We start from the raw sequence: 25,132 nt of genomic DNA on the forward strand, positions 1-25,132 counted from the left end.
AAATCAATATTTCAATCTTTATATTGATCGCCTTTATCATTTATCTTGTTAATCCGCACATCTAGAGGATCTATCAAATCGTTCATATTGTCCTTTAGTGCATCTTTCTGAACACCCATATTAAATACTGCCTCCCTCTTTCAAAATACTCACCACACTCATCATAAGCCTGATAGGATTGAAAAATCCCATAGAGTTCTTCAGGTTCATGCTATTGAAAGAAATAACAATGATATAAACCATTGAAATAATTTTTTAACGATTCAATATTTTAAAAGGTAATTCGAACGTGTTTCTTCAAAAATGTTGCCAACGAGTCAAGGGCTTCGGACTTCCGCAGATCTAATATTAGATATACATTTTTATTAGAATAAGTTCATCACTTGTAAAAAGATTGGAACCCAAAAGAAATAAAATTTTCCACCTATGTTATACCCAGCATAAAAAATAGGCCTGCCATTAACCGTTAAAAAATCACCAATAAAAAAGCCGCTTAAAAATAAATTTAAGCGGCTTTTTAAATGTTTGCCTTAATAAAGAATAAGTATTGTACCAGGAGCGGGAATCGAACCCGCACGGGGTTACCCCCACAAGATTTTAAGTCTTGCGTGTCTACCTATTCCACCATCCCGGCAACATTAGCGACAACTAATATAGAAAAAGGAAAACCCATTTCCACAAAAATCGCCATCTAAATAATAAAGCCCTTAAATAAGGGCTTTATATGAGCGAAAGACGAGATTCGAACTCGCGACCCCGACCTTGGCAAGGTCGTGCTCTACCAGCTGAGCTACTTTCGCTTGTCATTGGTACACAGAAAAACTTTTATTTCCGTGATTGTGATGCAAATTTACGCCTTAATTTTTAAAGTCCAATACAACGAAAGAAATTTTTATCAACATAATGCTACCTGCCTGACAATAAAGGCACTAAATTATTCCAACATCTTTTTTACTTCGTTTAATTTTAACAATGCCTCCACAGGAGAAATAGTATTGATGTCAAGCGCCTCCAATAAATCCTTCGCTTCCTTGAATTTTGGGTCCAATTCAAACATGCTCAATTGATAATTGTTTTTTGGTATGTCTTTGATGTTTTCCTTGTGCTGGTGAAGCTGTTTGTCCTTTTCAAGGTATTTCATAATCTCTGCAGCGCGCAACACCACAGGATTTGGCATTCCTGCCATCTGGGCCACATGGATACCAAAACTATGCTCACTCCCTCCTGCCTGCAACTTGCGCATAAAGACCACTTTATTGCCCAACTCTTTTACCGCCACATTAAAATTCTTCACTTTGGGAAAATCATTGGCCAGCTGATTTAGCTCATGGTAATGTGTTGCAAACAAAGTTTTGGCTTTGCATTTGGGATGGTTGTGCAGATACTCTACAATGGACCAGGCAATGGATATCCCGTCATAGGTAGAAGTACCTCTTCCGATTTCATCCATAAGTACCAAACTCCTGTCAGAAAGATTATTCAAAATGCTGGCCGTCTCAGTCATCTCTACCATAAAGGTAGACTCCCCTTTGGAGAGGTTGTCTGAAGCACCTACCCGGGTAAAGACTTTGTCTACTATGCCAATCCTTGCAAAGGAGGCGGGTACAAAGCTACCCATTTGGGCCATCAACACGATCAAAGCAGTTTGCCGAAGCAATGCGGACTTACCTGCCATATTCGGGCCGGTAATGATAATGACCTGCTGTGTGGAATTGTCCAAATAAATATCATTGGGCACATAATCCTCCCCTATTGCCAATTGCTTTTCTATTACGGGGTGTCTGCCATCCTTGATTTCTATGGCGTCCGTATCGGCTATTTTAGGTGCACAATAGTTGTTCTCAGCAGCTACTTCTGCAAAACTCAGGAGGCAATCCAGGGTGGCCAAAACCCTTGCGTTTTGCTGAATCTGCGCTACATAATCTCCCGCATCTTGTACTAACAAGAGAAAGTACTTTTGTTCCAGCGCGATTAAACGCTCCTCTGCATGCAATATTTTTTCCTCATACACCTTAAGCTCCTCGGTAATGTACCGTTCAGCATTGACAAGCGTTTGCTTTCGAATCCATTCTGGTGGCACTTTGTCCTTATGGGTATTGCTTACTTCCAGGTAATAGCCAAAAACCTTATTGAATGCTACTTTCAATGAAGTGATGCCTGTCCGTTTAACTTCCCTTTGCTGAATTTGGACCAGATAATCTTTGCCAGAGTTGGCCAGTTTGCGGTATTCGTCCAGATCAGGATCTACCCCATTCTTGATAATCCCTCCTTGATGGGTAAGCATAGGAGCATCCTCCATCAATTCCTTATCAATTTTTTCCAGCAGATAGGAACAAAGATTCAATTGGTCTGCGAGTTTTTTTAGCGCACCATTTTGCTGATTCCCCAGCAATTCTTTAACGGGCAAGGTACTGAGCAAGGCTTTTTTCAAATGGTTCATCTCCCGGGGATTGATTCTGCCCACAGCCACTTTAGAAATCAATCGCTCAAGATCTCCAACATGTTTGAGATGGGAAAACAACTCCTCCCTTAATTCTGAAGCCTCATAAAAAAAACTGACTGACTTTTGTCTTTCTACGATCAATCCTTTCTCTTTCAATGGCAGGACCAACCATTTTTTCATCATTCGACTGCCCATGGGCGTCTGCGTCCGGTCCAGAATCTGAATGAGTGGCACGCCTCCTTCTTGCTGAGGGTAAACCAATTCTAAATTCCTGATGGTAAACTTATCCAGCCAGACATATTTCTCTTCTGCTATTCTGGAAATGGAAGCGATATGCTTGACTTCTTTATGCTCTGTTTCTTCTAAATAATACAATATGGCTCCAGCGGCGGTGCTACCCAATTCCATGTTTTCTATTCCGAAACCCTTCAAATTCTTGGTTCCAAAATGGTTCGTCAGCTTTTCATAGGTATAAGCTTGCTGGTACACCCAATCCTCACAATGAAAGGTGTGGAAATCATTTTTTAATAAGTTACCGGCAACGGCCTTAGCAGCCTTAGAGTGAATGATTTCAGAAGGATTAAAACTCTGAAGCAATTTTTCTATATAAGATTGGTGCCCTTCAGCACACATAAATTCACCCGTAGAGAGATCCAGGAATGCGATCCCCAACTGATCGTTACTGAAATGAATACTAGCTAAAAAATTATTTCGTCGCTTGTCCAACACATTGTCGTTGTAAGCCAGGCCTGGGGTAACCAATTCTGTAACGCCTCTTTTAACGATCCCTTTCACCTCTTTTGGATCTTCCAATTGATCGCATATGGCGACCCTGTTACCCGCTCTTATAAGCTTGGGCAGATAAGTATCCAAAGAGTGGTGAGGAAAACCTGCCAGCTCAATATGGGAGGCAGAACCATTGGCACGTTTGGTAAGTACAATGTCAAGGATTTTACTGGCCCTTATCGCATCTTCTCCAAAGGTTTCATAAAAATCCCCTACCCGAAAAAGCAAAATGGCTCCGGGATGCTTTGCCTTGATGGCATTGTATTGTTTCATTAAAGGGGTTTCCTTGGCTTTCGTCTTGCCCATTGTCATTTTTCTGTTTTAGGACCTGAATTTAATTAAGAATGTAAGGGAAACAAAACCTAAATCTTTTACAAGGCCTTTGTTACCTCTGTTTTTTTCGTCTGGAATTAAGTAAATTTGAACTTCATTGGGCTTTCTTAGCCCTACCAATCAATAAATCAGCATTTTAAATTATCAAATTAAATCCCAATGAAAAAACTCAGCATGGAAGAACTCAACCGACTCTCTGTTGAGGATTACAAAGAAGTAGAAAAAAACCCAATGGTCCTGATATTGGACAATGTTCGTAGCCTAAACAATGTAGGTGCAGCCTTTAGAACTTCTGATGCCTTTCGGGTAAAAAAAATCTTCCTTTGTGGCATTACTGGTCAACCTCCGCATAGAGAAATTCAAAAAACAGCCTTGGGCGCCACTGAATCAGTAGACTGGGAACATCATGAAAGCACAATAGAGGTAATTAAGGCTTTAAAAAAAGAGGGCTATTTTATCTGCGCACTCGAACAAGCTTCTCACAGCATCCCGCTCAATGAGTTTGCGCCAAAACCGGGTAAACCTTATGCATTTATATTCGGAAACGAAGTATTTGGCGTAGAAGAGGATGTTGTACTGGCGGCAGACCAGGTATTGGAAATACCTCAATTTGGAACCAAACATTCGCTAAATATTTCGGTAAGCATAGGCATAACCCTATGGGACATGGTGACTAAAACCAATGACTTTAAAAAGGTTTAGTTTTGGCAATGGTATATCGTATTGGCATAAGCTTTTCTACCGTATGAAATACCATTGCTAATTAATTTATCACGTCAATTCCATTATTCATCTCGTCTCAGGTATCGATCAATTATTTCATCCGTATCCTGATCTTCCGACATTTCGAGCAAGGCCCTGTTGACATCATATACCAAAGCACTCTGAAGTGGAAAGGCAAAGCCATATCCTTGTTTGTAGTATTCCGCCTTGGCCATAAACAAATTTTCATCCCCATGCTTTTTAAGGTAATACAACAACTGTGGGCGATCATAAACCACAGCAGCTACTTCCTTATTCTTTAACTTGGAAATGGCTTCTTCCAGCGTAAATACTCCCACAGGTTTGGCATAGTGTTCCTCCAAAAATATTTGCGAGGGAGAATTTGAAATAGTCGCCACATTTTTATTTATCAATTGCTCAACGTTCGAAACTGGGGATTTGCCTAAGGAGGCCAAAGTAAGGGTACTGGCAATACCAGCTACCATAGAGGTAGCAAAAATAATTGAGATAATCATCCAACTGCCTGCAATAATTCGTCCCGTCAGTGTGATCGGTGCTTTGTCTCCATATCCTGTGGTACTCATGGTGACGATGGCAAGCCACATCCCATTTCCTATCCCATTTACTGGATCTTTTGGAAATTGGTCTTTGGAATGGTTTCTTTCTGCCAACCACAATAGGGTACCCACTATGGCAAGAATGAATAAAAAAACAAACACAGCAATCAACAATTTAATACTAAAAAACGGCTTGATCTTGTCCCAATACCCTTGCTTTTCAGAACGGGACACGATGGCCAAACTTGAATTATAAAAAGGTTGGGAAAACCTAAAGTTTTCCACCCTGCTGGAAGTAATACTTATAGGCCCAACCACCAAATCCAAAGCCCCCTGTTCCAAGGAATGTAAAGCATCATCCACGGTGTTAAAAGACTTGAAATAATAATTCCATCCTTGTTTGGCCGCCAGTTCTTCCCAGATTTCCACGGAAATGCCACTTACTTCTTGTCCTTCACCATAGACAAACGGCTCACTTCCTGCCACACCCACAAGCAGTGTGTCAATGTCTAAGCGCAATTGACGGGCTTGAAGGTTAGTCGTTAGGAGAAATAAACCTAGTATAGAGAAAAATAGAATTGAGCTTCGATGTATTTTAAACATGTGCGTATCTTTTATTATGGAATACCTAATTTATTGATTTATTTCAATAAATTTATTTTAAACCACATCCAAAGGAACAAAGACAATCCCTAAATGTGCAATTGACCTTTTCTTGCGAGATATATCATTTCCCGAGTCAAGAAAATACTCTTGACTAATTATTGAAGAAGTTAATGTTGGTCCTTATTAAAACAAAGTAGTTTTTCAATTTTTAGGAAAACTAAAAACTATCCGCTAAATTTTTAGTCTAAAAAACCCTAACCGAATGAAATATAGCATTTATAGCATAGTTTTCGCATTAACTCTTGCTTGTAGCAGCCCAAAAACAGGAGCCGATGGTGAACTACCCAGCCTGAAAATCACCATGGACACGGTCGTAATAGATCCAGGAGAAGAATTATTATTCCTAAATAGTAATTTGAGCTTAAGTACATTAAGTGAGGATAAAAAATACCTTTTTAATATCAATCCGAAGGAATATACCATTGAGCAAATCAACCTTAATACTTTAGCATTTGAAAAAAAGCACCGCTTAGAAAAAGAAGGCCCAAATGCAGTTGGCCATAGTATACATGCATTTTCACTCATTAACGAAGACAAGCTTTTTATTAGCACTTTTTATAACGATGGTATTTTTAACTGGCAAGGAGAAAAACTAGAAAGCTTTGGTATTAAAGAAATAGGAATTAGTTTAGGCCAGTTAAAAGAAGGTGACAGGCCCTATAAAACGGTTAGTATAGCTTCAGATGGTAGTAAATTTGCTTCTCTAATTCACAATTTTGAAGATAAAAAACGTACTTTTATTTTAATAGAACCAGCCAATAATACAATTAAAGAACTCCCAATTCCAGTCATTGAGAAAGCCAAAAATTTTGATGTTGCATTGGTAGAAGAGAGGACAGTTGCCATTGTTGGTACTCAACGTTATTTAAACATTGAAGAAGAAAAAGCGATACTAGGAACCGAGGCAAGTAGTGAACTCTATGTGTTAGACAAAAACGCAGACTCGCTAAGACATATAACTTTTAATAGCCAGCTTATTCCAAATGAAAAAACTGGAACCTATCCGCCAGAAGTTTCAAGTGGAAGTCAATTTATGATGTACGCTCAAAAGATTCAGGAAGACATCAGTTACAAAGCACCTGTTTGGGATGATAAAAAACAGGTCTACTACCGGTTTTCTTATCAATATATTTTTGATGAAAACGCCATACCAAAAGAGAATCAATTGTTCCCTCAACCCACCAGAGCAATGGTTTTTTTAAGTGTCTTGGACAAGGATTTTAATTTGATTGCAGAAGGTGCTGTCCCTGAACTGGACCGGAACCCTCCCTTTCATTTTGGCAAAGACGGCAACCTATGGCTATTTGAAAATATCGAAGACGAGATGGGTTTTGTAAGGTTGGATATTAATTGGTGATAAACGGATTGGTGCTCTTTTATAGCATTAGGAAATGTATTAAATAGGTCTATTTGGAAAAGGATTTAAATTGCTTATTATCAAAACCTTGTGTAATTAAGGTTTACCATCATATTGGTGTTTTATTAGATTTCCTTGGAAACTTTCCATAATGATTTTCAAAAAGAATAAAAAACCACATTGAATCTATCAAGATAAAATAATTCATGGTTTTTCAGAAAAGCCAAAATCCCTAACGGAATGAAATATAGCATTTACGGCATCGCTTTCATTTTAACTTTTGCTTGTAGCGATCCTAAAAAGGGGACAGATGACAAACTCCCAGAGCTGGAAACAACCATGGACACCGTCGTAATAGCTCCAGGTCAGGAATTACTATTCCTGAATGATAGATTAAGGTTAAGTGCACTTAGTGAGGATAAAAAATACCTTTTTAATTTCAATCCTAAGGAATCCACCATTGAGCAAATCAACCTAAATTCATTGGAATTTGAAAAAAAATATCCCTTTGAAAAGGAAGGGCCTAACGGGATTGGCGAATATATAATGGCATTTTCACTCATTAATGATGACCTGCTATTTTTTAGCACTTACCCTAATGAGAATATTTTCAATTGGCAGGGAGAAAAGCTGGAAGGTTTTAATATTACTAAAATAGGTAAAGAATTAGAGCAGTTAGATGATAGAGATCGGACTGAAAATACGATCGCTATTTCTCCAGAGGGTAATAAAATTGCGTTCTTGATCTCCAACCGGGAAAACAAGACCATTTTATTGGGGATAATGGATCGGAAAAACAAAACTTTGATAAAAAAAGCTATTCCTGGTATTGAAAAAGCTAAAAATTTTGAAATATTTCTTAATGATGGGAATACGAGGATGATGTTGACAACACAGCGGTACCTCACTATAGAAGGAGGGAAAGTAATATTGGGAACTGGGATAAGTAGTGAGTTATATGTTCTGAACGAAATAACTGACTCGCTCCGGCACATCACCTTCAACAGTCGACTAACTGCAAATGAAAAAAGTGAAACTTATCCCGCTGAAGTTGGAGATAGACTTCAGTTTGAAGGCTACTTGCGTAAAATTCAAGAAGATATAACTTATATGAAACCCGTTTGGGATGAAAAAAAGAAGGTTTACTACCGTTTTTCCTATCTAATGAAATATGATGACAATGCTGAACTTAAAGAGGGGCAATTATTTACTCAACCCTCAGATGCAGAGGTCTACTTAAGTGTACTAAACAAGGACCTCAATTTAATTGCAGAAGGCAAAGTCCCTGAATTAAATGGCTATCCTTCTTTTCATTTTGCCAAAGACGGGAAACTATGGCTGTTTGAAAATATCGAGGATGAAATGGGTTTTGTGAGATTCGACATTTCCTGGTAATGAAATTCTTTTGCCGCAGCCTTCACCTCCTTCAAGCCATAAACTTAAAAATGCATCCCTATACTTTTCCCTGTAAAGTCAGCTTGCATTTTTAGTTGATCGTTTTAAAGGTCTTTCCTTTTCCTTTAAAGAAATGCGATTGTACAACTCCTTGATTTGATGACCATCGAATACACAACAAAAACGCCTGTTAAGAGCAGAAATTAAACCTATCGAGCCATTTTCACAAGACAAAATTTGTCATTACCATCACCGTAAAATTGTAATTTTATTTCTTAAAGATATTCAATAACTTTAAGGTTAACTATTGACAAAAATTACCCGTTAAATTATGCTGAATGCAAATGACATTTGGCTAAATAATTGTCATATAAAATTTTCAATTTACAATAAATGACACAAGTCATACCCAAAATCATATACAGGTTATCCTTTTCTTTCACCTTATTCCTCCTTTTCTTGGTGGGCTGTGGCTGGGAGAAACCTGAAGTCATCCAACTGGCCTATGAAGACCTTCCAGAGGCCATTGATTTTAATTACCACGTCAAGCCTATTCTCTCAGACAAGTGCTTTGCCTGTCATGGTCCTGACGCTGCCAATCAGGAAGCGGATTTAAGACTTGACTTGGAAGAGTTTGCATATGCCAGCTTAAAGAGCAATGCTGGTCATTATGCCATTGTCCCAGGAAAACCAGGTAAAAGTGAGGTAGTAAACCGAATTCTGACCGAAGACAAGGAGCTGATGATGCCTCCACCTGAATCAAACCTTAGCCTCAGTGTAGCAGAGATTGCTACCCTAACCAAATGGATTGAACAAGGTGCAAAATACAAACCTCATTGGTCATTTATTCCTCCTGAAACACCCAATGTTCCTGACATCGAGAATAAAGACTGGGCCAATAATGAAATTGATCATTTTGTAGCCGCCAAACTGAAAAGCAAAAACCGAAAGCCGGCAGAAAAAGCCAGCAAAGAAAACCTTATCCGTCGGGTAAGTTTTGACCTGACAGGTCTTCCTCCTTCTCTGGAAGAAATAGAAGAATTTGTGGCAAATGATGACCCGGGAGCCTACGAGAAGTTAGTTAACAGGTTGCTTTCTTCTGCAGCTTATGGCGAACGGATGGCGGCAGACTGGATGGATGTGGCCCGATACGCTGATTCAGATGGCTATTTGGACGACAAACACAGGGATTTTAGTCCTTACAGAGACTGGGTTATCCGTGCTTTCAACAAAAACATGTCCTATAAGCAATTCATCACCTGGCAACTGGCGGGAGACCTCATTGAGGACCCAACGCAAGAAAGCATATTGGCAACTGCCTTTAACCGCCTTCATAAGAAGAATTCTGAGGCCGGTATCGTCTTCGAAGAATACAGAGCAGAATATGTAGCTGACCGTACCTCCACCGTTGGAAAGGCAATCATGGGCTTAAGTATGGAATGTGCCCGCTGCCATGACCATAAATATGACCCCATAAGTCAAAAGTCCTTTTACCAATTGTCCGCATTTTTCAACAGTACCAATGAGTTGGGCACTGCGGTATATGGCCCAGGTCAAGTTCCTGGCCCTGCCTTATTGCTTACAAACGAAGAACAAGACAAGATTTTAAATTATATAGACAGTGAAATTAAGTCCAAAGAAACCCATTTGGACGATTTGCGAAAAGTAGCCAAAAAAGAGGGGGTACAGCAGCCTTTGAAAGAGGCCGATCTACCAGGCAAAATCCAAAAAAGTCTTTCCTCAAAACTTGTAGCAGCTTACAGTTTTGAATCGATGCTTCCAACAAGTAATAAATCCACTTTTAAAAGCCCTGGAAAGACCAATAACCCTGGAGCGGCGGTGATAAAAGAACCAGTAATTAAAGATGGTGCTGCCGGAAAAGGGGTTTTCATCAATGACTATACCACTTTGAGCTTACCGGATAAAGTCGGCTGGTTTGACCAGACAGATCCTTTCTCTGTAAGCCTATCGGTATTCCCCGACACGCTTTACCATGAAGCGGTATTGTTTACCCACTGTGAAGACATCCGTCTGGGGCTAAAAGGCTATTCTCTATTTCTGGAAGACAATAAACTGAACTTTATCATGGCCTACAGCTGGCCGGACAATGCCATACAGGTAAAGACAGTCGCTGCAATCCCTGTAAAAAAATGGACAGACCTCACCATTACTTACAATGGATTGGGCAAAGCTGATGGAGTCGGTATTTACCTCAACGGGGAAAAGGTGCCAGTAACAGTTACTGCCGATAATATTTATAAATCCATTTTATTCAAACCCGACATTCATACTTACGGATTTAGGGGCTTTGTATTGGGTGTAAGGGACAAAATGAAGACTTTCCTAGAGGGTGGGCTAGATGAATTGAAGATCTATGACCAGGAATTAAGTGCTTTGGAGGTATTGTATGAAACCAATCCAGAAAAAGCCAAAGCCTCTATTGCAGTTAAAGGGGATAAATTCAGCAAAGAATTGATCGCCGATTACCTTTTCAAATCCGACCATCCCGAAGCCACTGGCCTTAGAAAATCGATGGTAGAATTGCGGAAAGAAAGAGCTAAAACCACAACAGACATCAAAGAAATAATGGTAATGGGGGATTTGGAGAAACCCAGACCTACATTTATCCTAGACCGAGGAATGTACAATGCGCCTACGGAACAAGTTGAACCGGGCATTCCTGAACCTGTTCTTCACTATGATGAAAAATGGCCAAAAAATCGATTGGGATTAACCAAGTGGTTTTTTGATGCTGACAACCCTTTGACTGCCCGGGTATTTATCAATAGAATCTGGCAGATGCATTTTGGAAAAGGGTTGGTCGTTACCTCTGATGACTTTGGCAATCAAGGAAGCATGCCTTCACATCCTGAGCTACTAGACTGGTTAGCGGTTACTTTCCGAGAATCTGGCTGGGACATCAAAAAAATGCACAAACTTATCGTGATGTCTGCCACTTATCAGCAATCTTCTAAAAACACGCCTGATTTGTTGGAAGAAGATCCAGACAACCTATTGTTGGCAAGAGGCCCTAGTTTTAGGATGACTGCAGAAATGGTCCGTGACAATGCACTTGCCATAAGTGGATTGCTAGCACAAAACAGGAATAGCGAAAGTGCATACCCCTATCAACCTGAAGGGCTTTGGGATGAAATTACTACCAAATCCTGGAGGTACAGGTATTTACAAGAACCAGGTGATGGACTTTACAGAAGAAGCTTGTACACGATTTGGAAAAGGACTTCAGGACCACCTTCTATGATGATCTTTGATGTAAGCGACAGGTCAGAGTGTAAGGTAAGGAGAACAGAAACGAGTACGCCATTACAAGCCCTGGTCTTGTTAAATGACCCACAATTTGTAGAAGCAGCAAGAGTGACGGCAGAAAAACTCATAAAAGAATATCGCCCGGAAGAGCAACTGGCCAAGGCATTTAAATTAAGTACAGGCAGACAAGCTGACGCCCAGGAAATGGAGATCATTCAACAATTTTATCAAGAGGAAGAAGAACGCTTTGGTCTGAATAAAAGTGATGCAATGGCCTACCTTAGCACAGGTAGCAAACCGGTAGACAGTACGCTAGATCCAGTTCGGGTAGCCTCATTGGCTACCGTAATCAATGGAATAATGAATACCACGGAAGGGTATACCATAAGATAATAATCGCCATGAACGAGAACGACATAAACAAATTCGGAGAGACAAGACGTGGCTTTTTGAAAAAGACTTCTTTGGGTTTTGGAGCCATCGCGCTATCCAGCCTTATTGGTCAAAAGGCAGGGTTTGCCGAAGCTCCTGACAGCTCTGGACTCTACAAACCCCAGGGACTTTCTACAGGTACGCACTTTCCTGCGAAAGCCAAAAGGGTGATATATCTTTTCCAATCGGGAGGCCCTTCACAGATCGAAACTTTTGACTACAAACCCTCACTGGAAAAATGGCATGGCAAAGAAATCCCTCCTTCCGTTCAGGGAACCCAGCGAAATTCTGGAATGGTAGCAGATCAGTCTACTTTTCCCCTGGTGAAATCAATTTATGATTTTAAGCAATACGGACAATCAGGAGCTTGGGTAAGTGAAATTTTCCCTCACACGGCCAAAGTGGTGGATGACATTTGTATTGTCAAATCCATGATCACCGACGCCATCAACCACGAACCTGCCGTCATGTTTATGCAAACAGGTTCTCAATTGAGTGGTAGACCATCTATCGGATCATGGCTGAGTTATGGTTTGGGAAGTGACAATGAAAATTTGCCCAATTTTGTGGTTTTACTTTCCAAAAGTCCCGGATCACAGCCACTAAACTCCACCGCCTGGGGAAATGGGTTTTTACCTTCCCATCATCAGGGCATTCAATTTCGTTCGGGCAAAGATCCTGTTTTATACTTGAATAATCCGCATGGGGTACATGACCATGACAGGCGTCGTGCCCTGGACCATATCGGCAAGTTAAATGAACACCAGTTTGACTTGTGGCAAGATCCGGAAATTCAGTCCAAGATCAGCCAATATGAAATGGCCTATAAAATGCAAAACTCTGTACCCGAAGCGGTAGACACCAGCAAAGAGCCGGATTATATTTACGAGCTTTATGGAGAAGATGCAAGAATTCCTGGCACCTATGCTTCCAATTGCCTTCAGGCCAGAAAACTTGCCGAACGTGATGTAAAATTCATCCAGCTCTACCACATGGGATGGGACCAACATGGCAGTTTGCCTAAAGGCATCAAACGTCAAGCATTAAGCACAGACCAGGCCACAGCAGGTTTGATTCAGGACCTCAAACAAAGGGGACTTTTGGAAGACACCTTGGTTGTATGGGGTGGAGAATTTGGGAGAACCAGCTTCTCTCAAGGAAGACTCACCGCTGACAATTATGGCAGAGACCATCATCCTGGATGCTTTACCATGTGGATGGCTGGGGCCGGAGTAAAAAAAGGAATGGTGTACGGAGAAACAGATGAGTTTAGCTATAATGTAGCTAAAGACCCAGTACACGTACATGACTTCCAGGCCACCTTACTACACTTATTGGGCATAGACCATGAGAAGCTCACATTCAAACATCAAGGCAGGAGATTCAGGCTTACAGATGTCCACGGACAGGTAATCAAAGAACTTTTGTCATAATTATAATTCATGTATTCAAGAAGAAAATTCATTCAAACAACTATCACAAGTGGCGGCGCAGTATTCACTACCGGATTGCCACTTTTCAATATCAATTCAAATTCAGCACAAATCCAGAAGGATATTTTGGGGCATGGTGACTTCAAATACAGGGTAGAAAAAGACTGGAGCAAAGCCAATAGCAACAGTCACCCTGTAAACAATTGCCATGAAATGGTCCTTGATAAAAATAATAGATTGATCTTATTGACGGACCATCCAAAAAACAATATCCTAATCTATGACACCTCAGGCAATATTCTGGATACCTGGACCTTGAACTTTTCTGGAGCACATGGTTTGACCCTTACAGAAGAGGGAGACGAGGAGTTTTTATTTATCACAGATACTGGCTTAGGAAAAGTTGTGAAATGCTCCATGGATGGTAAAATACTAATGGAGCTGGACCACCCTTCCAAGATAGGGGCATATACAGAACATGCTTATTACCGTCCTACAGAAACAGCTATTGGCCCAAATGGAGACATCTATGTTGCCGATGGTTATGGTTCTCAGTTTATCTTACAGTACGATCAGAATGGCCAATTTATTCGAAAATTTGGAGGGGATAGTTTTCTTCAGCCGGACAAATTCAAACAAGCCCATGGGGTAGCCATTGATTACAGAGACCCTTCCAACCCTACCTTACTATGTTCTGCAAGAATAAAGAATACTTTCAAACGATTCACTTTAGCTGGTGAGTATCTTGAAGTTCATTACCTACCCGGTGCATTTATAAGCCGTCCGGTTTTAGATGGTGAAAACTTGTATTCAGGAGTGTGTTTTGGAATGGAAAAAGGCAATTATAACATGCGCCTAAACAGAGGTTTTGTAACCATTTTGGACAAAAACAACAAGGTGGTTTCCAATCCCGGAGGCACTGAACCTGTCTATAAAAATGGCCAATTAGAACTGATGCTTCAGGAACTACCGGTCTTCAAACATTGCCATGATGTCTGTTTGGACAGGGACAAGAATTTATATGTCTGTCAATGGAATGCTGATGGTGTTTATCCCTATAAATTACACCGCGTGTAATATTACCCCTACTTTTTTCCTGCCATTTCACCATTCTTGCAGGAAATGTGATTTATCTGACCTACATTTGAGTTCAATAAGTTCTTTTATTATTTCTTCATCAACCGAAATAGGTTTTACTTAACGTGAATTAATAGGGAATCGTGTGAGAATCACGAACTGTCGCGCAACTGTAAGTAACTACAAAGGTTTTTACCCTTAGCAAATCCACTGTTCTTGAATTAAGAATGGGAAGGAAGGTAAAAATGTTACAAGTCAGGAGACCTGCCTATTTCGAATTGACAATGCTTTCGCGATTCGAAGCGTGATGTCAGGTTCGGTGTTATCATCTTAAATACAATTGTTTTCCCGGGGATAATTGCGTCTTTTTTGGTAATTTCCTAAATCTACCCACCCTTCTTTTCTCCTAGCAATTTCGAAATAACGCAAAGGGCTTTTAACTCATTTTATTAATTTAAAAGTTAAAAGAACATGCAAACGCACATTCTTGGCTATCCGCGAATCGGTAGCAAAAGAGAACTCAAAAAAGCCTGCGAGCAATATTGGTCAGGCAAAATTTCATCGGAAGAACTTGCCGAGGCAGGAAGAGCAATCCGATTTCAGAATTGGAAAACCCAGCAAGACATCGGGATTGATCTTATTCCGGTCAATGACTTTTCTTTCTATGACCAGGTGCTTGACATGTCCCTAATGGTAGGGGCTATTCCAGACAGGTATCGACCTCTTTTAGAAAACCCAAACCTTAGCCCATTGGACCATTATTTTGCCATGGCAAGAGGTTACCAAAAGGATGGACTGGACATTACCGCTATGGAAATGACCAAGTGGTTTGACACAAATTACCATTATCTGGTACCTGAATTCACTGAAAAACAAAGCTTTAAATACCTCTCCACCAAGGTTGTGGATGAGTTTATAGAAGCCAAAAGAAAAGGCATTAATGCCAAGCCAGTTCTTATAGGCCCCGTTACTTATCTATTGCTTGGAAAAGAAAAAACAAGCGGATTTGATAAAATTGACCTTATTCATAATATACTCCCTGTCTACCTGGAAATTTTAAAAGACCTGGAAACAAATGGTGCGGATTGGGTGCAATTTGATGAACCATTTTTGGGTCTTGACCTTAATGAAAAGGAAAAAGAGGCTTATAAATTGGTATACCAAAACATTAGAAAAGCTTTTCCAAAACTAAAGCTCCTTTTTTCCACTTATTTTGAAGGCTTAAATGACAATATTAATCTGGCCTTGTCCCTTCCTATCTGCGCACTTCACCTGGATTTGGTACGTAATCCAGATCAATTGAAAGAAATATTGTTGCTTATTCCGGAAAAGTTAAGCCTTTCTTTAGGGATTGTGGACGGTCGAAACATTTGGAAAAATGACTTTCAAAATTCGCTCGGGGTCATCAATCATGTCATTAACAGTATAGGTAGTGAAAGGGTTATGCTTGCGCCTTCATGCTCCTTGTTACATGTCCCTTATGACCTGGAAGCAGAAACCCGAGAAGAAATTCTTTTACCGGAGATCAAACAATGGATGGCTTTTGCCAAACAAAAGTTAAAGGAAGTTGTATTACTGAAGGAATTGTCTTTGCCAAATCCTCATAAAGACACCCTGTTGAAGCTTGAAGTGAACAAGTCAGCGATTGCTAGTCGCAAAAATTCAAGTCTCATCCACAATGAAACCGTGAAATCAAAGGTTAATGCCATTTCGCCTTCAGATGATAAAAGAGACAGTAGGTATGTAACAAGAAGAACCTTGCAGCAAAAAATACTAAAACTACCCTCTTTACCAACAACTACAATTGGCTCTTTTCCGCAAACCAAAGAAGTAAGAAACTGGAGGGCTCAATTTAAGAAAGGTTTTATTGACTCGAAAACGTATGAAAACTTGTTAAAAGAGGCTACTGAAAAGGTCATCCGAAAACAAGAGGAAATTGGGCTGGATGTTTTGGTACATGGCGAGTATGAAAGAAACGACATGGTGGAATATTTCGGTGAACAACTTGCAGGATTCACCTTCAGCCAGTTTGGCTGGGTGCAAAGCTATGGTAGTAGATGCGTAAAGCCACCTATCATTTATGGGGATGTTTTCCGCCCTGCACCAATAACGGTCTTCTGGTCATCTTATGCCCAATCCTTAACAAAAAAACGTGTAAAAGGGATGTTGACAGGTCCTGTTACTATCCTTCAATGGTCTTTTGTCCGCAATGATCAACCTCGCTCCCAAACCTGCCGACAGATTGCACTGGCGATTAGGGATGAGGTAAGGGATCTTGAAAGCGCAGGTATCAAAATCATACAGATTGATGAACCAGCTATAAGGGAAGGACTTCCCTTACGGAGTTCGGAATGGGAAGCCTATCTCAACTGGGCTGTTGAAGCCTTTAGATTGGCCTCTTCAGGTGTCAGCGATGCTATCCAAATTCACACCCACATGTGTTACTCGGAGTTCAATGACATTATGCCAAGTATTGCTGCCATGGATGCTGATGTGATTACCATCGAATGCTCTCGCTCACAAATGGAACTTTTGGATGCCTTTGCAGACTTCAGGTATCCCAATGAAATTGGGCCTGGCATCTATGACATTCATGCACCAAGAGTACCTACCAAATCCGAAATGGTACAGCTGATAAAAAAAGCGCAAGATGTGATTCCAACCGCTCAACTTTGGGTGAATCCAGACTGTGGCTTAAAAACCAGACAATGGGACGAAACAGAAAAAGCACTGAAACTAATGGTGGAAGCTGCCAGGGAATTAAGAGCAATGGAAAAATCCACCAGTGAATTGGTGTAATACAATTGCAAAATAAGGGAAGTAGTCATCTAAGTTGACAACTGCTAAATCCCCTAATTAAGATTTGACCCGGGTGGGGCCATGGCTAATATTTTTATTTCAGCCAATTGCCCCATTCGGGTTTATTTTTATAATTTTTACTGATCCGAAGAAGTCCCTAGTTGCTGATTTAGCAATGCATCTTCCATCATTCTTTGTTCGAGTTCCTTGGCATAAGTCCTTCCCGCCTTAAAGCCATACTCCGTATAAGCCCTCGCGGCCCAATCCTTGGCCAACATTAAATCGCCAAGGACTTCGTGCCCCAAAGAAATATTGTAACAAAGTTTGCCATAGGTTTTATCATCTCCTGGAAGGGAAAGGCCTCCTTGCCAACTTTGGATGGCTTGTTCCCATTCATTGACTTCGGCAAAGCGCGCCCCTTTTTCTAAGGCAGGGTACTTCTTTGATTTGGCATAAAAAGTGCGGTTTATGTCTATGTACATGGGAGCGATTCTCCTTGCATAAGCAGCACCAGCCATTTGCCCCACATACCTGGTAGCTTGGGCTTTTTCGATTAGAAGCAGCAAAGCCTGGGCTCGGGTCTCCGCCTCAGCTGACCATAAGTTGGTTTTGGAAAGGTCACTTTGGTCTAAAATATTGCCGCTTTCAGGGTCATACAATCTAAATCCTACTTGAACAGAAGCCAACCCTTCCACCATTATACCGGGCACTTCTATGGTCTTGGCATTCTCATCTTTTCCGATTTTTTTCTTGATGGTGATCTTTTTGTCTGTGATTACAAAATCTGAACTGAATTTCTCCAAAGTCAAAACAGCATCCGTTTCATAACGTTCACAGAGGCTTCGGATCATTTCCCGATTGAGAGGTGCAGGGAAAGTTTGTGAAAAAAGCCCTCCTATCAGTCTCTCATTTGCCCGTACAATTTCATACCTGGGAGAAGTATTCAGCTCCTGATGAATGGACGCCAAGGTACCATCTATGGCATTTTTTACTTCAAATGGCATTTCTCCAGTAAGAATCCCCTCAATTATTGCCACTCCCTGACTTTCAGGCTTGGTCCTATCCACAATGAGTAAACGCTGTACCTGATTCGGTATGTTAATCTCTGCTGGCATCAACCTCGTTATGGAGACATTCTTGGTACAGGAGCCAAATGCTACCAATAGCAAAACAAAGAGTAAATATTTAACAATCTCTGAATTGGGGAATTTCATAAGTTTGAGTATTTTTTTGCAATTTAGCTCAAAACAGGCAGAAGTAATTGGCTCTTTTGAGCTAAAAAAGGAGCTTCTCTTTCGAAAAGCCCCTAAATCTAAAATTTTGATATTGGTTACAAAATTACCAAGGCTTGCCAGTTCCTTGAATTACCCAAGGTTTAGACCAAGCACTATTGGCTCCATCAACCTCTGAGAAGTTGGTGATTTCTAATCGACTCATGGCAGCTTCTGCATTTGCCTCATTGAGGTTTCGTTCCTCTACCATATAATACAAGCGAACAGGCAATACTGACCTAATAGTATAAGGTCCTGCTTCCAATTCTGGGTAACCAGTTCTTCGGTAGTCAAACCAAGACTCTGCAGCTGCCGTCCAGGAAGCGATCCACTTCTGCTCTATCAATTGTTTGACAGTACCATCAAATTTCACATTTTCATGCGTGAGGTATGTCTCTACCGAACCAGACAATCCCCATGTAGTAAAAGAAGACTGAATGGCTTTGTTATAATACTCTTCAGCAGTACCTCCCACGGCCCAACCTTTTAAAGCAGCCTCTGCCAAAATGAAATTAACTTCTGATGCAGTGATTAACCTTGCTTTCAATAAATCCCCAGTAGGTTCTCTATACCGGTCATTTAGCCAAGAAACATGAGGGTTAAATGCCGCCTGATTGGCATCCGGGCTCATGTTATACACCTGTGCACCAGCTATACCTGGAGGAATTCCTACATAATCAGCATTCTGACTGATATCCTCTAGCGCAACATTTCTGCTTTCCAATACATCTGGTGAGAGGTACCTTTTTCCATCTTCTATTATATCTGTTCCTTCTGGTAGACTGGCATCCACTACAAGTGGGATTTCCACAGGATTGGCCCATACTCCAAGTCGAGGGTCATTTTTAGCTCTCATGGCTTCCACCAAAGTTTGACACATTTTTAGTCTACGGTAATTGCTTGCATCTACATCAAACTTGGTATTGTTTGGCCAGCTACTTTCCTTACTTATACTTTCAAAACCCATGGTGGCGTCATCTCCAGGATTCGTAATAATTGGGTAAGTGCCTGGGTCGGCAAGTATTGTCTCAATACCTTGCTTCGCAAAATCAGGCAATTTTTCAGAAAGCCTCATATAGAACCTAAGCTTAAGTGAGTTCGCCATCTTTCGCCATTTGGAAGGATCTCCATTAAAGTAAACGTCAGGTTCCTCAATGGAGCTATTATAGGCAGCTTTTGGCTTTGATAGCAATTGGTTGGCAGTCTCTAATTCTGCTAATATACTTCGGTAAATTTCCTCCTGGGTATCATAGGCAGGAAAAGTAGTTTCAGGAGTTCCTTCATTTCCTTTGAGGGCTTTTGAATAAGGCGCATCCCCCCATAGATCCGTAATTAAACCGAACATCATCCCGCGAATCACCAAAGTGACTCCCTGATGAAGTTCTTGATCCAGCTCTACGGCCCTGTCATAAACAAACTGATTGTTTCTTAATATCGCATAATAGCCAGACCAGCTATTGCTTCGGTTCCAGTCATAGGAATTGTGCGATCCTGACCAGCCATCTTTCTGGGTGTGTTGCATCACTCCTGCGATGTCTTGATACCCAAGATTAAGCACAGATTTGCCCGCTTCTGTCAGCACTGTTGAAAGCACAAGGTTGGGGTTGGCCGATTCAGGACTTGCACCATTTGGGTTAATATTCATCTCTATGAGGTCTTCCTTACAGGAAAATGTACACAGCAACAAAAGTGCCCAACCGAATAATAATTTATTCTTGATAATCATAGTAATTTCGTTTATCAGTTGAAAACTAACACTTAAAAAGTAGCATTTACTTTAAACCCTATTGGCATCACCCAAGGCATCACATTCCATCTTTCTATTCCCTGTTTAAATTGGGTCCCTGCTTGTGTGCCTGCCGATGGTTGAAAAGCCATCTCTGGATCTATATTAATTTTTGCAGCTGTCCAGAGAATAATGTTTCTGCTATAAACAGAGAAACTAAGATTTTGCATTTTTAGTGAATTCGCAAAGTTTTTTGGTACATCATAACCAAAAGAAACCTCTCTCAACTTCAGAAAAGATGCATCATATAAAAAGGCTCTTGCAAAACTCCAGGCTGTACTACCTGCATAAGGCAAGGTTAAAGTTCCTCCAGGTTGTCCAATATTCTCTCCCAGATTCTCTGCATAGGCTGTAGGATTGCCATCGGAATCAAATTCTGTGGCATAAACACCTGGGATAAATACTCCTCCATGCGGCAAAGTAAATGGGCCGAATGTGAAAGGAAAACTTCCGTATTCCGGGGTCGGTCCTCCAACCAATGGGAAATTATTTCCATTGATCAAAACCATAGATTCCTTGTTATCTATAAGGTAGTCTTTCAATTCACTCCCTTCCATTTCTCCTGGATTGATCAGTTTGTCCAAGAAGACAGATGACCTTCCATGTTCTTCACCAAATCTATAGGTTTGTGAAACAAAATCTCCTCCATTTCTCCAGTCAAACGTCATGTTCAAATGAAAGTTTTTATAAGACAAAGAGGTCTGCATTCCCAAAATAAATTTGGGATTAAAATTGCCAATTTTATTTCTTGAACTCACCGCATCAATGCTTTGCCATTTACCGGTTTGATCCAAAAGCGGAAAACCGAAATAAGGTGACTCAGGATCTTTAACCGTTACTACCTCAGCATCATAAATATCGCCAATCTCTTCTCCTACATAGGTCCATGAACCGCCTCTGGCATCTTCCCATAAAGTAAAATACGGCATATTATCTGCCAGTTCAATAATCTTGGTCCTGTTTCTGGTCAGGTTAAGGTCCACTGACCAATTCCAATTATTGTTTCTAATTATGTCCGATCCGAGGGTTAGCTCAACACCTTCACTTTGTAAAAGACCTGCATTGATTTTTTTTGAAGTATAACCTGTGGATGGTGGTAAATCAATGCCAAGGATTTGATTTTCATTCTGAACTTTATAATAAGTTCCACTAAATCTTATCCGATCATTGAAAAAGTGTAAATCAATTCCTCCCTCAAAAGAGGTGGCTATTTCAGGTTTCAGAAAAGGGTTTAACAAACTATTTTGCAAGGATGATCTTGGTATATTTCCCCATGCTCCTGCATTATATAAAGTCGCTAACAGTAGGTAAGGATTTGCATCATTCCCTACAGACGCATATCCACCTCTCAATTTCACCAAGCTAAAAGGCTCAGGTAAATCAAGCATTTCACTGACCAATACGCTCAGCGCAGCAGATGGATAGAAATAAGGGTTTGCGTCAGGAAGTGTACTCGACCAGTCATTTCTGGCAGTTAAATCCAAATATAGCATGTCCTTATAGGAGAAGTTTGCCAATCCATATAAACTGTGAATTCCTCTTTCAAAGCTACTATTGCCGTACTCAATATTATTAGGAGCTATATTCCCAAGTGTAAAAACGCCAGGGGTAATCAAGCCCACCCCGGACTTAGACCCTGCAAATAGATTACTTCCATTTTGATATCGAATGTTCCCACCACCTGAAAGGGTAATTCCAAAATCATTTACATCCTTATTATAGGTAAGTAAGAAATCTGCATTGGTTTCCAAGCCATGAAGTTCTGTGATCCCATAGGCGCCTTCCGGTTCTTGGCTGTAACTTCGGCCTATTTTACTTTCTCTGGTTTCATTGTACAAGTCCAAAGAATAACGGGCAAAGAAGTTAAAGGAAGGGGAAATCTGCCAATCCGCCTTTACATTCCCAAACACCCTGTCTCTTTTAAAACTGTTGTTTACCTCATTGGCTAGAAAATAAGGATTGTCTGTAACCCGTACTTCTTGACCGGCATCCATGGTTTTTTGCTCCAGCCCTACCTGACCAGGAAGCCAATAGTCTTTTAAGTCCAGGATATTAACATGAGGAGAGGTTTCATAAGCCCATTGTAAAGGGTTAGTACCTCGCTCTCCGGCAGGCCTGTTGTTAGAGTTGTTTCGACTGACATCTATATTGGTACTAAAATTCAACTTATCATTTACCTTAAGGTTGGAATTAATATTTAAGGTATTCCTGAACAAATCTGAATTCGGTATAATGCCTTTATTCCTCATGTTGGAATAAGAGATCCTATAGTTCATGGCATCGTTACTATTGGCCACTGAAAAGCTATTGGATGTGGTAACCCCCGTCTGAACAAAATTTTGCACGTTATTCGGATAGGAGACCAAAGGAATAGCAATAGGATTCCCATTTTCATCCAAAGGACTGTTCCACTGAACCTGCTCATAACCTTTATCCAATTCAGCTCCAAAGGCAGCATTTACGTTTTCCTGAACCAAGCTTCCGAAGGGATTAGACAATGGCGTGCCACTTATTTCTGGTGGAATAGCAGAGAATTGTCCCGCACCAAATTTACTGTGCCACTTAAGGTATTTATAAGGCACATCAAAAACAGTATTGGTACTTACATTCACTGTTAATCGGTCGACGTTACCTCCTTTAGTGGTAATAAGCACTACCCCATTTCCTGCACGAGATCCATAAAGAGCTGCAGCACTTGGTCCTTTCAGGATAGAAATGTCTGCAATGTCATCAGGGTTAAGACCCGAAATGGCATTTCCATAATCCACCCTGTTTTCGGAACCAACCGAAGACACATTGTTAAGCGTATTGGCGATTGGGACACCATCCACTACAAAAAGTGGCTGGTTATCAGTACTCAACGAAGTGGCACCTCTAATCACCATGCTTACGGAAGAACCCGTACCACCAGTAGTACTGATGGTTGCCCCAGCAACTTTACCAGCCATGCCATTAAGAAAACTTTCCTGGACTACTCTGGTCAGCTCTTCACCACCGACACGCTCTATAGAATAACCCAAAGAAATCTCTTCTCTTTTAATGCCAAGCGCTGTGACTACCACCTCATTCATCTCAGAGGCATCTTCTTTTAGCTGCACATTAATGACAGAACGGTTACCTACAACTTCATTGATAGGTTCAAACCCAATAAATGAAAAAACCAGAACCGTGCTGTTATCCGCAACGGAAATTGAGTAATCACCATTTACATCTGTGGCCGTTCCCGACTGACCTCCCTGAACGAGCACATTTACTCCGGGAATACCTAAGCCATCTTCCTGAGAAGTGACTTTACCTGTAACCCTTCTACTTTGGGCCAAAGCCTCTGGAACTACGGATCCGATCAGGAACCATAGCATAACTAAACAATACCAGTTTCTAATTTTTGTAAACCTGTTCACCATAAATTATTTTTATAGTTTATACTCTATTTCTTATTATACTTCAATACATCAAAAAGGTACCACTACCCTCGCAATATATATTGGCAAATAAGCACAATAACCACAACCTAAATGCACCGTACATGTTATGTATATGTTTCTATTCTGTTAAACATATATTATTGAGTAGTTTATTCTGAATCAACCCCATATAATCGACCATTACCAAATACCCTATAACCCAAATGATTAAACCAATTTTTTCAGGAAATGATAGCCGAATAACAAAATTAAAAATTAGAAATTTGACCTCTAACAATAAAAAAAATAGAGGCTTGCTGGTCTATTCAATGAAAACAGTGCCTTATTTTGAATTCAATTTCCCTTTAAGTTTATCAACCAAGCCTAATTTTTTTCTTAGAGCAGGTCCGGGACTAATGCGATAAATAAGATTTAACCGGTAATTTCCCGTTCCCAGATTGGTCTTATACCCACCAACAGAAGTTAAATTCACCTGATTGTATACATAATTGACATTAAGAGACCACCTGTCCGAATTGTAACCGGTAAAACCTCTTAATAAATAATTTGGACGAATAGACCAGTTGCTATTCTCTGTCCCATCTTCAAAGCTTAAATAGGTTCTCCCCAAAGACAAACTGGAAGCAGCAGATAGGGTGATAAAAAAGTGTTTCTTTATAATCCAGGAATAAGCGTAACCAAAATTTGGCCCCAGTTCGAAATATTTAATTTGCTTAAAATCTTTGGCGACAGATTGCGCGTACAGGATTCCATTGGCATTCCTCACTTGTCCACCATAAATTTCCATTCCAGCCATAAAAGTACCTGCGGACTTTTGTTGCCACTCATTCTGCAAAAATGCTGCCCTATAGGAAAACTTATCTCCATTGAATAAATACTGAACGGAAGCTCCCAAAACTCTTAGCTTCATGTCAGGGAACATTCTTGATTCATTGGGGCTTGCTGAAATACTCCCTCTCTCCAAATAATAGCCATTATAGAATTGGCCGAAAAAATCTATGACCCAGTTTTTAGGATATGCATGGGCCTGCAAATCCAAATACTTGGATTCTCCACGATCCCTATCTGGGTTTAAAAATCCAAAACCATAGGCAAGATTCAATGTTAAGCCGTCGTAGGTAGCACCAACTCCCATATTCAAGGTGGAATTTGGCCTGTACCAATAATTTTCATCTCCTACTTTTAAACCTAGACCAGTATATTTTCTAGATATATAGGTTCTTAGCACCAATTTGTCTGGATATGTTTTATAGTATTCTGTTGAATCAGTGGATTCTTGCGCTACTACTGTGATATGAAAAACCAGTAAGGAAAGGGTTAACGCAAAGATATATTTCATAGAGACAATTAAATTACTCAGTATTAATGAAACCAACTCATTC

14 protein-coding genes, 2 tRNA genes and 1 riboswitch are annotated in these 25,132 nt (G+C 40.4%); of the genes, 7 read left to right on the forward strand and 9 right to left on the reverse strand.

Annotation, left to right across the window (positions count from 1 at the left end):
* Window positions 1-120 precede the first annotated feature (120 nt).
* The 4 genes from AC0L7T_RS26300 to mutS all read right to left on the reverse strand — a co-directional run bounded on the left by AC0L7T_RS26300 (window position 121) and on the right by mutS (window position 3,535).
* The gene (locus tag AC0L7T_RS26300; RefSeq protein ID WP_473339645.1) at window positions 121-243 is read right to left on the reverse strand and encodes a hypothetical protein; all 123 of its coding nucleotides are present in this window, start codon (window positions 241-243) and stop codon (window positions 121-123) included.
* Window positions 244-550: 307 nt separating this feature from the next.
* Window positions 551-634 (reverse strand) — tRNA-Leu (locus tag AC0L7T_RS26305).
* A 93-nt stretch (window positions 635-727) separates the two neighbouring features.
* Window positions 728-800: transfer RNA gene (locus tag AC0L7T_RS26310), tRNA-Gly, on the reverse strand.
* A 134-nt stretch (window positions 801-934) separates the two neighbouring features.
* Window positions 935-3,535, reverse strand: coding sequence for a DNA mismatch repair protein MutS (gene mutS / locus AC0L7T_RS26315; protein WP_473339646.1), 2,601 nt, complete (start codon window positions 3,533-3,535; stop codon window positions 935-937).
* A 186-nt stretch (window positions 3,536-3,721) separates the two neighbouring features.
* On the opposite strand from mutS, the gene AC0L7T_RS26320 reads away from it, so the two are divergent.
* Window positions 3,722-4,264, forward strand: a complete 543-nt coding sequence (locus AC0L7T_RS26320; protein ID WP_473339648.1) for an RNA methyltransferase — start codon at window positions 3,722-3,724, stop codon at window positions 4,262-4,264.
* 83 nt (window positions 4,265-4,347) lie between these two features.
* Here AC0L7T_RS26320 and AC0L7T_RS26325 read toward each other — a convergent pair whose 3' ends face one another.
* Window positions 4,348-5,445, reverse strand: a complete 1,098-nt coding sequence (locus tag AC0L7T_RS26325; protein ID WP_473339649.1) for a transporter substrate-binding domain-containing protein — start codon at window positions 5,443-5,445, stop codon at window positions 4,348-4,350.
* A 265-nt stretch (window positions 5,446-5,710) separates the two neighbouring features.
* Here AC0L7T_RS26325 and AC0L7T_RS26330 point away from each other — a divergent pair, with 265 nt between their 5' ends.
* The 6 genes from AC0L7T_RS26330 to metE all read left to right on the forward strand — a co-directional run bounded on the left by AC0L7T_RS26330 (window position 5,711) and on the right by metE (window position 17,268).
* On the forward strand, window positions 5,711-6,865 hold the full coding sequence (locus tag AC0L7T_RS26330) for a DUF4221 family protein (protein WP_473339650.1): 1,155 nt from the start codon (window positions 5,711-5,713) through the stop codon (window positions 6,863-6,865).
* A 240-nt stretch (window positions 6,866-7,105) separates the two neighbouring features.
* Window positions 7,106-8,260, forward strand: coding sequence for a DUF4221 family protein (locus tag AC0L7T_RS26335; RefSeq protein WP_473339651.1), 1,155 nt, complete (start codon window positions 7,106-7,108; stop codon window positions 8,258-8,260).
* A 393-nt stretch (window positions 8,261-8,653) separates the two neighbouring features.
* Window positions 8,654-11,920 (forward strand): DUF1553 domain-containing protein, encoded by a 3,267-nt coding sequence (locus AC0L7T_RS26340; protein WP_473339652.1) that lies wholly within the window; start codon window positions 8,654-8,656, stop codon window positions 11,918-11,920.
* A gap of 8 nt (window positions 11,921-11,928) precedes the next feature.
* Window positions 11,929-13,392 (forward strand): DUF1501 domain-containing protein, encoded by a 1,464-nt coding sequence (locus AC0L7T_RS26345; RefSeq protein ID WP_473339653.1) that lies wholly within the window; start codon window positions 11,929-11,931, stop codon window positions 13,390-13,392.
* Window positions 13,393-13,401: 9 nt separating this feature from the next.
* Complete coding sequence (locus tag AC0L7T_RS26350) at window positions 13,402-14,469, forward strand: NHL repeat-containing protein (RefSeq protein ID WP_473339654.1); 1,068 nt, start codon at window positions 13,402-13,404, stop codon at window positions 14,467-14,469.
* A gap of 94 nt (window positions 14,470-14,563) precedes the next feature.
* Window positions 14,564-14,755, forward strand: a riboswitch (cobalamin riboswitch).
* Window positions 14,756-14,940: 185 nt separating this feature from the next.
* Entirely contained in the window at window positions 14,941-17,268 is a 2,328-nt protein-coding gene (gene metE / locus AC0L7T_RS26355) for a 5-methyltetrahydropteroyltriglutamate--homocysteine S-methyltransferase (RefSeq protein WP_473339656.1), read from the forward strand.
* Between the two features lie 137 nt (window positions 17,269-17,405).
* On the opposite strand, the gene AC0L7T_RS26360 is transcribed toward metE, so the two are convergent.
* The 4 genes from AC0L7T_RS26360 to AC0L7T_RS26375 form a co-directional block, all read right to left on the reverse strand.
* Complete coding sequence (locus AC0L7T_RS26360; protein WP_473339658.1) at window positions 17,406-18,482, reverse strand: DUF6340 family protein; 1,077 nt, start codon at window positions 18,480-18,482, stop codon at window positions 17,406-17,408.
* Between the two features lie 124 nt (window positions 18,483-18,606).
* Complete coding sequence (locus AC0L7T_RS26365) at window positions 18,607-20,265, reverse strand: SusD/RagB family nutrient-binding outer membrane lipoprotein (protein ID WP_473339659.1); 1,659 nt, start codon at window positions 20,263-20,265, stop codon at window positions 18,607-18,609.
* 32 nt (window positions 20,266-20,297) lie between these two features.
* A complete protein-coding gene (locus tag AC0L7T_RS26370; protein WP_473339661.1) occupies window positions 20,298-23,729 on the reverse strand; it encodes a SusC/RagA family TonB-linked outer membrane protein in 3,432 nt (1,143 codons plus the stop codon).
* A gap of 343 nt (window positions 23,730-24,072) precedes the next feature.
* Window positions 24,073-25,089: a DUF4421 domain-containing protein gene (locus AC0L7T_RS26375; protein WP_473339662.1), complete on the reverse strand. Its 1,017-nt coding sequence runs from the start codon at window positions 25,087-25,089 to the stop codon at window positions 24,073-24,075.
* Window positions 25,090-25,132 lie beyond the last annotated feature (43 nt).

This window comes from Cyclobacterium sp. 10D3-21, assembly GCF_055809755.1.

What these genes read in the sequence shown, in the direction of transcription:
- AC0L7T_RS26345 (WP_473339653.1), top strand. Translation starts at nt 11,929, where the DNA reads ATGAACGAGAACGACATAAACAAATTCGGAGAGACAAGACGTGGCTTT.
- AC0L7T_RS26300 (WP_473339645.1), bottom strand. Translation starts at nt 243, where the DNA reads ATGGTTTATATCATTGTTATTTCTTTCAATAGCATGAACCTGAAGAAC.
- AC0L7T_RS26350 (WP_473339654.1), top strand. Translation starts at nt 13,402, where the DNA reads ATGTATTCAAGAAGAAAATTCATTCAAACAACTATCACAAGTGGCGGC.
- AC0L7T_RS26365 (WP_473339659.1), bottom strand. Translation starts at nt 20,265, where the DNA reads ATGATTATCAAGAATAAATTATTATTCGGTTGGGCACTTTTGTTGCTG.
- mutS (WP_473339646.1), bottom strand. Translation starts at nt 3,535, where the DNA reads ATGGGCAAGACGAAAGCCAAGGAAACCCCTTTAATGAAACAATACAAT.
- AC0L7T_RS26360 (WP_473339658.1), bottom strand. Translation starts at nt 18,482, where the DNA reads ATGAAATTCCCCAATTCAGAGATTGTTAAATATTTACTCTTTGTTTTG.
- AC0L7T_RS26330 (WP_473339650.1), top strand. Translation starts at nt 5,711, where the DNA reads ATGAAATATAGCATTTATAGCATAGTTTTCGCATTAACTCTTGCTTGT.
- AC0L7T_RS26375 (WP_473339662.1), bottom strand. Translation starts at nt 25,089, where the DNA reads ATGAAATATATCTTTGCGTTAACCCTTTCCTTACTGGTTTTTCATATC.
- AC0L7T_RS26325 (WP_473339649.1), bottom strand. Translation starts at nt 5,445, where the DNA reads ATGTTTAAAATACATCGAAGCTCAATTCTATTTTTCTCTATACTAGGT.
- AC0L7T_RS26370 (WP_473339661.1), bottom strand. Translation starts at nt 23,729, where the DNA reads ATGGTGAACAGGTTTACAAAAATTAGAAACTGGTATTGTTTAGTTATG.
- AC0L7T_RS26340 (WP_473339652.1), top strand. Translation starts at nt 8,654, where the DNA reads ATGACACAAGTCATACCCAAAATCATATACAGGTTATCCTTTTCTTTC.
- AC0L7T_RS26335 (WP_473339651.1), top strand. Translation starts at nt 7,106, where the DNA reads ATGAAATATAGCATTTACGGCATCGCTTTCATTTTAACTTTTGCTTGT.
- AC0L7T_RS26320 (WP_473339648.1), top strand. Translation starts at nt 3,722, where the DNA reads ATGAAAAAACTCAGCATGGAAGAACTCAACCGACTCTCTGTTGAGGAT.
- metE (WP_473339656.1), top strand. Translation starts at nt 14,941, where the DNA reads ATGCAAACGCACATTCTTGGCTATCCGCGAATCGGTAGCAAAAGAGAA.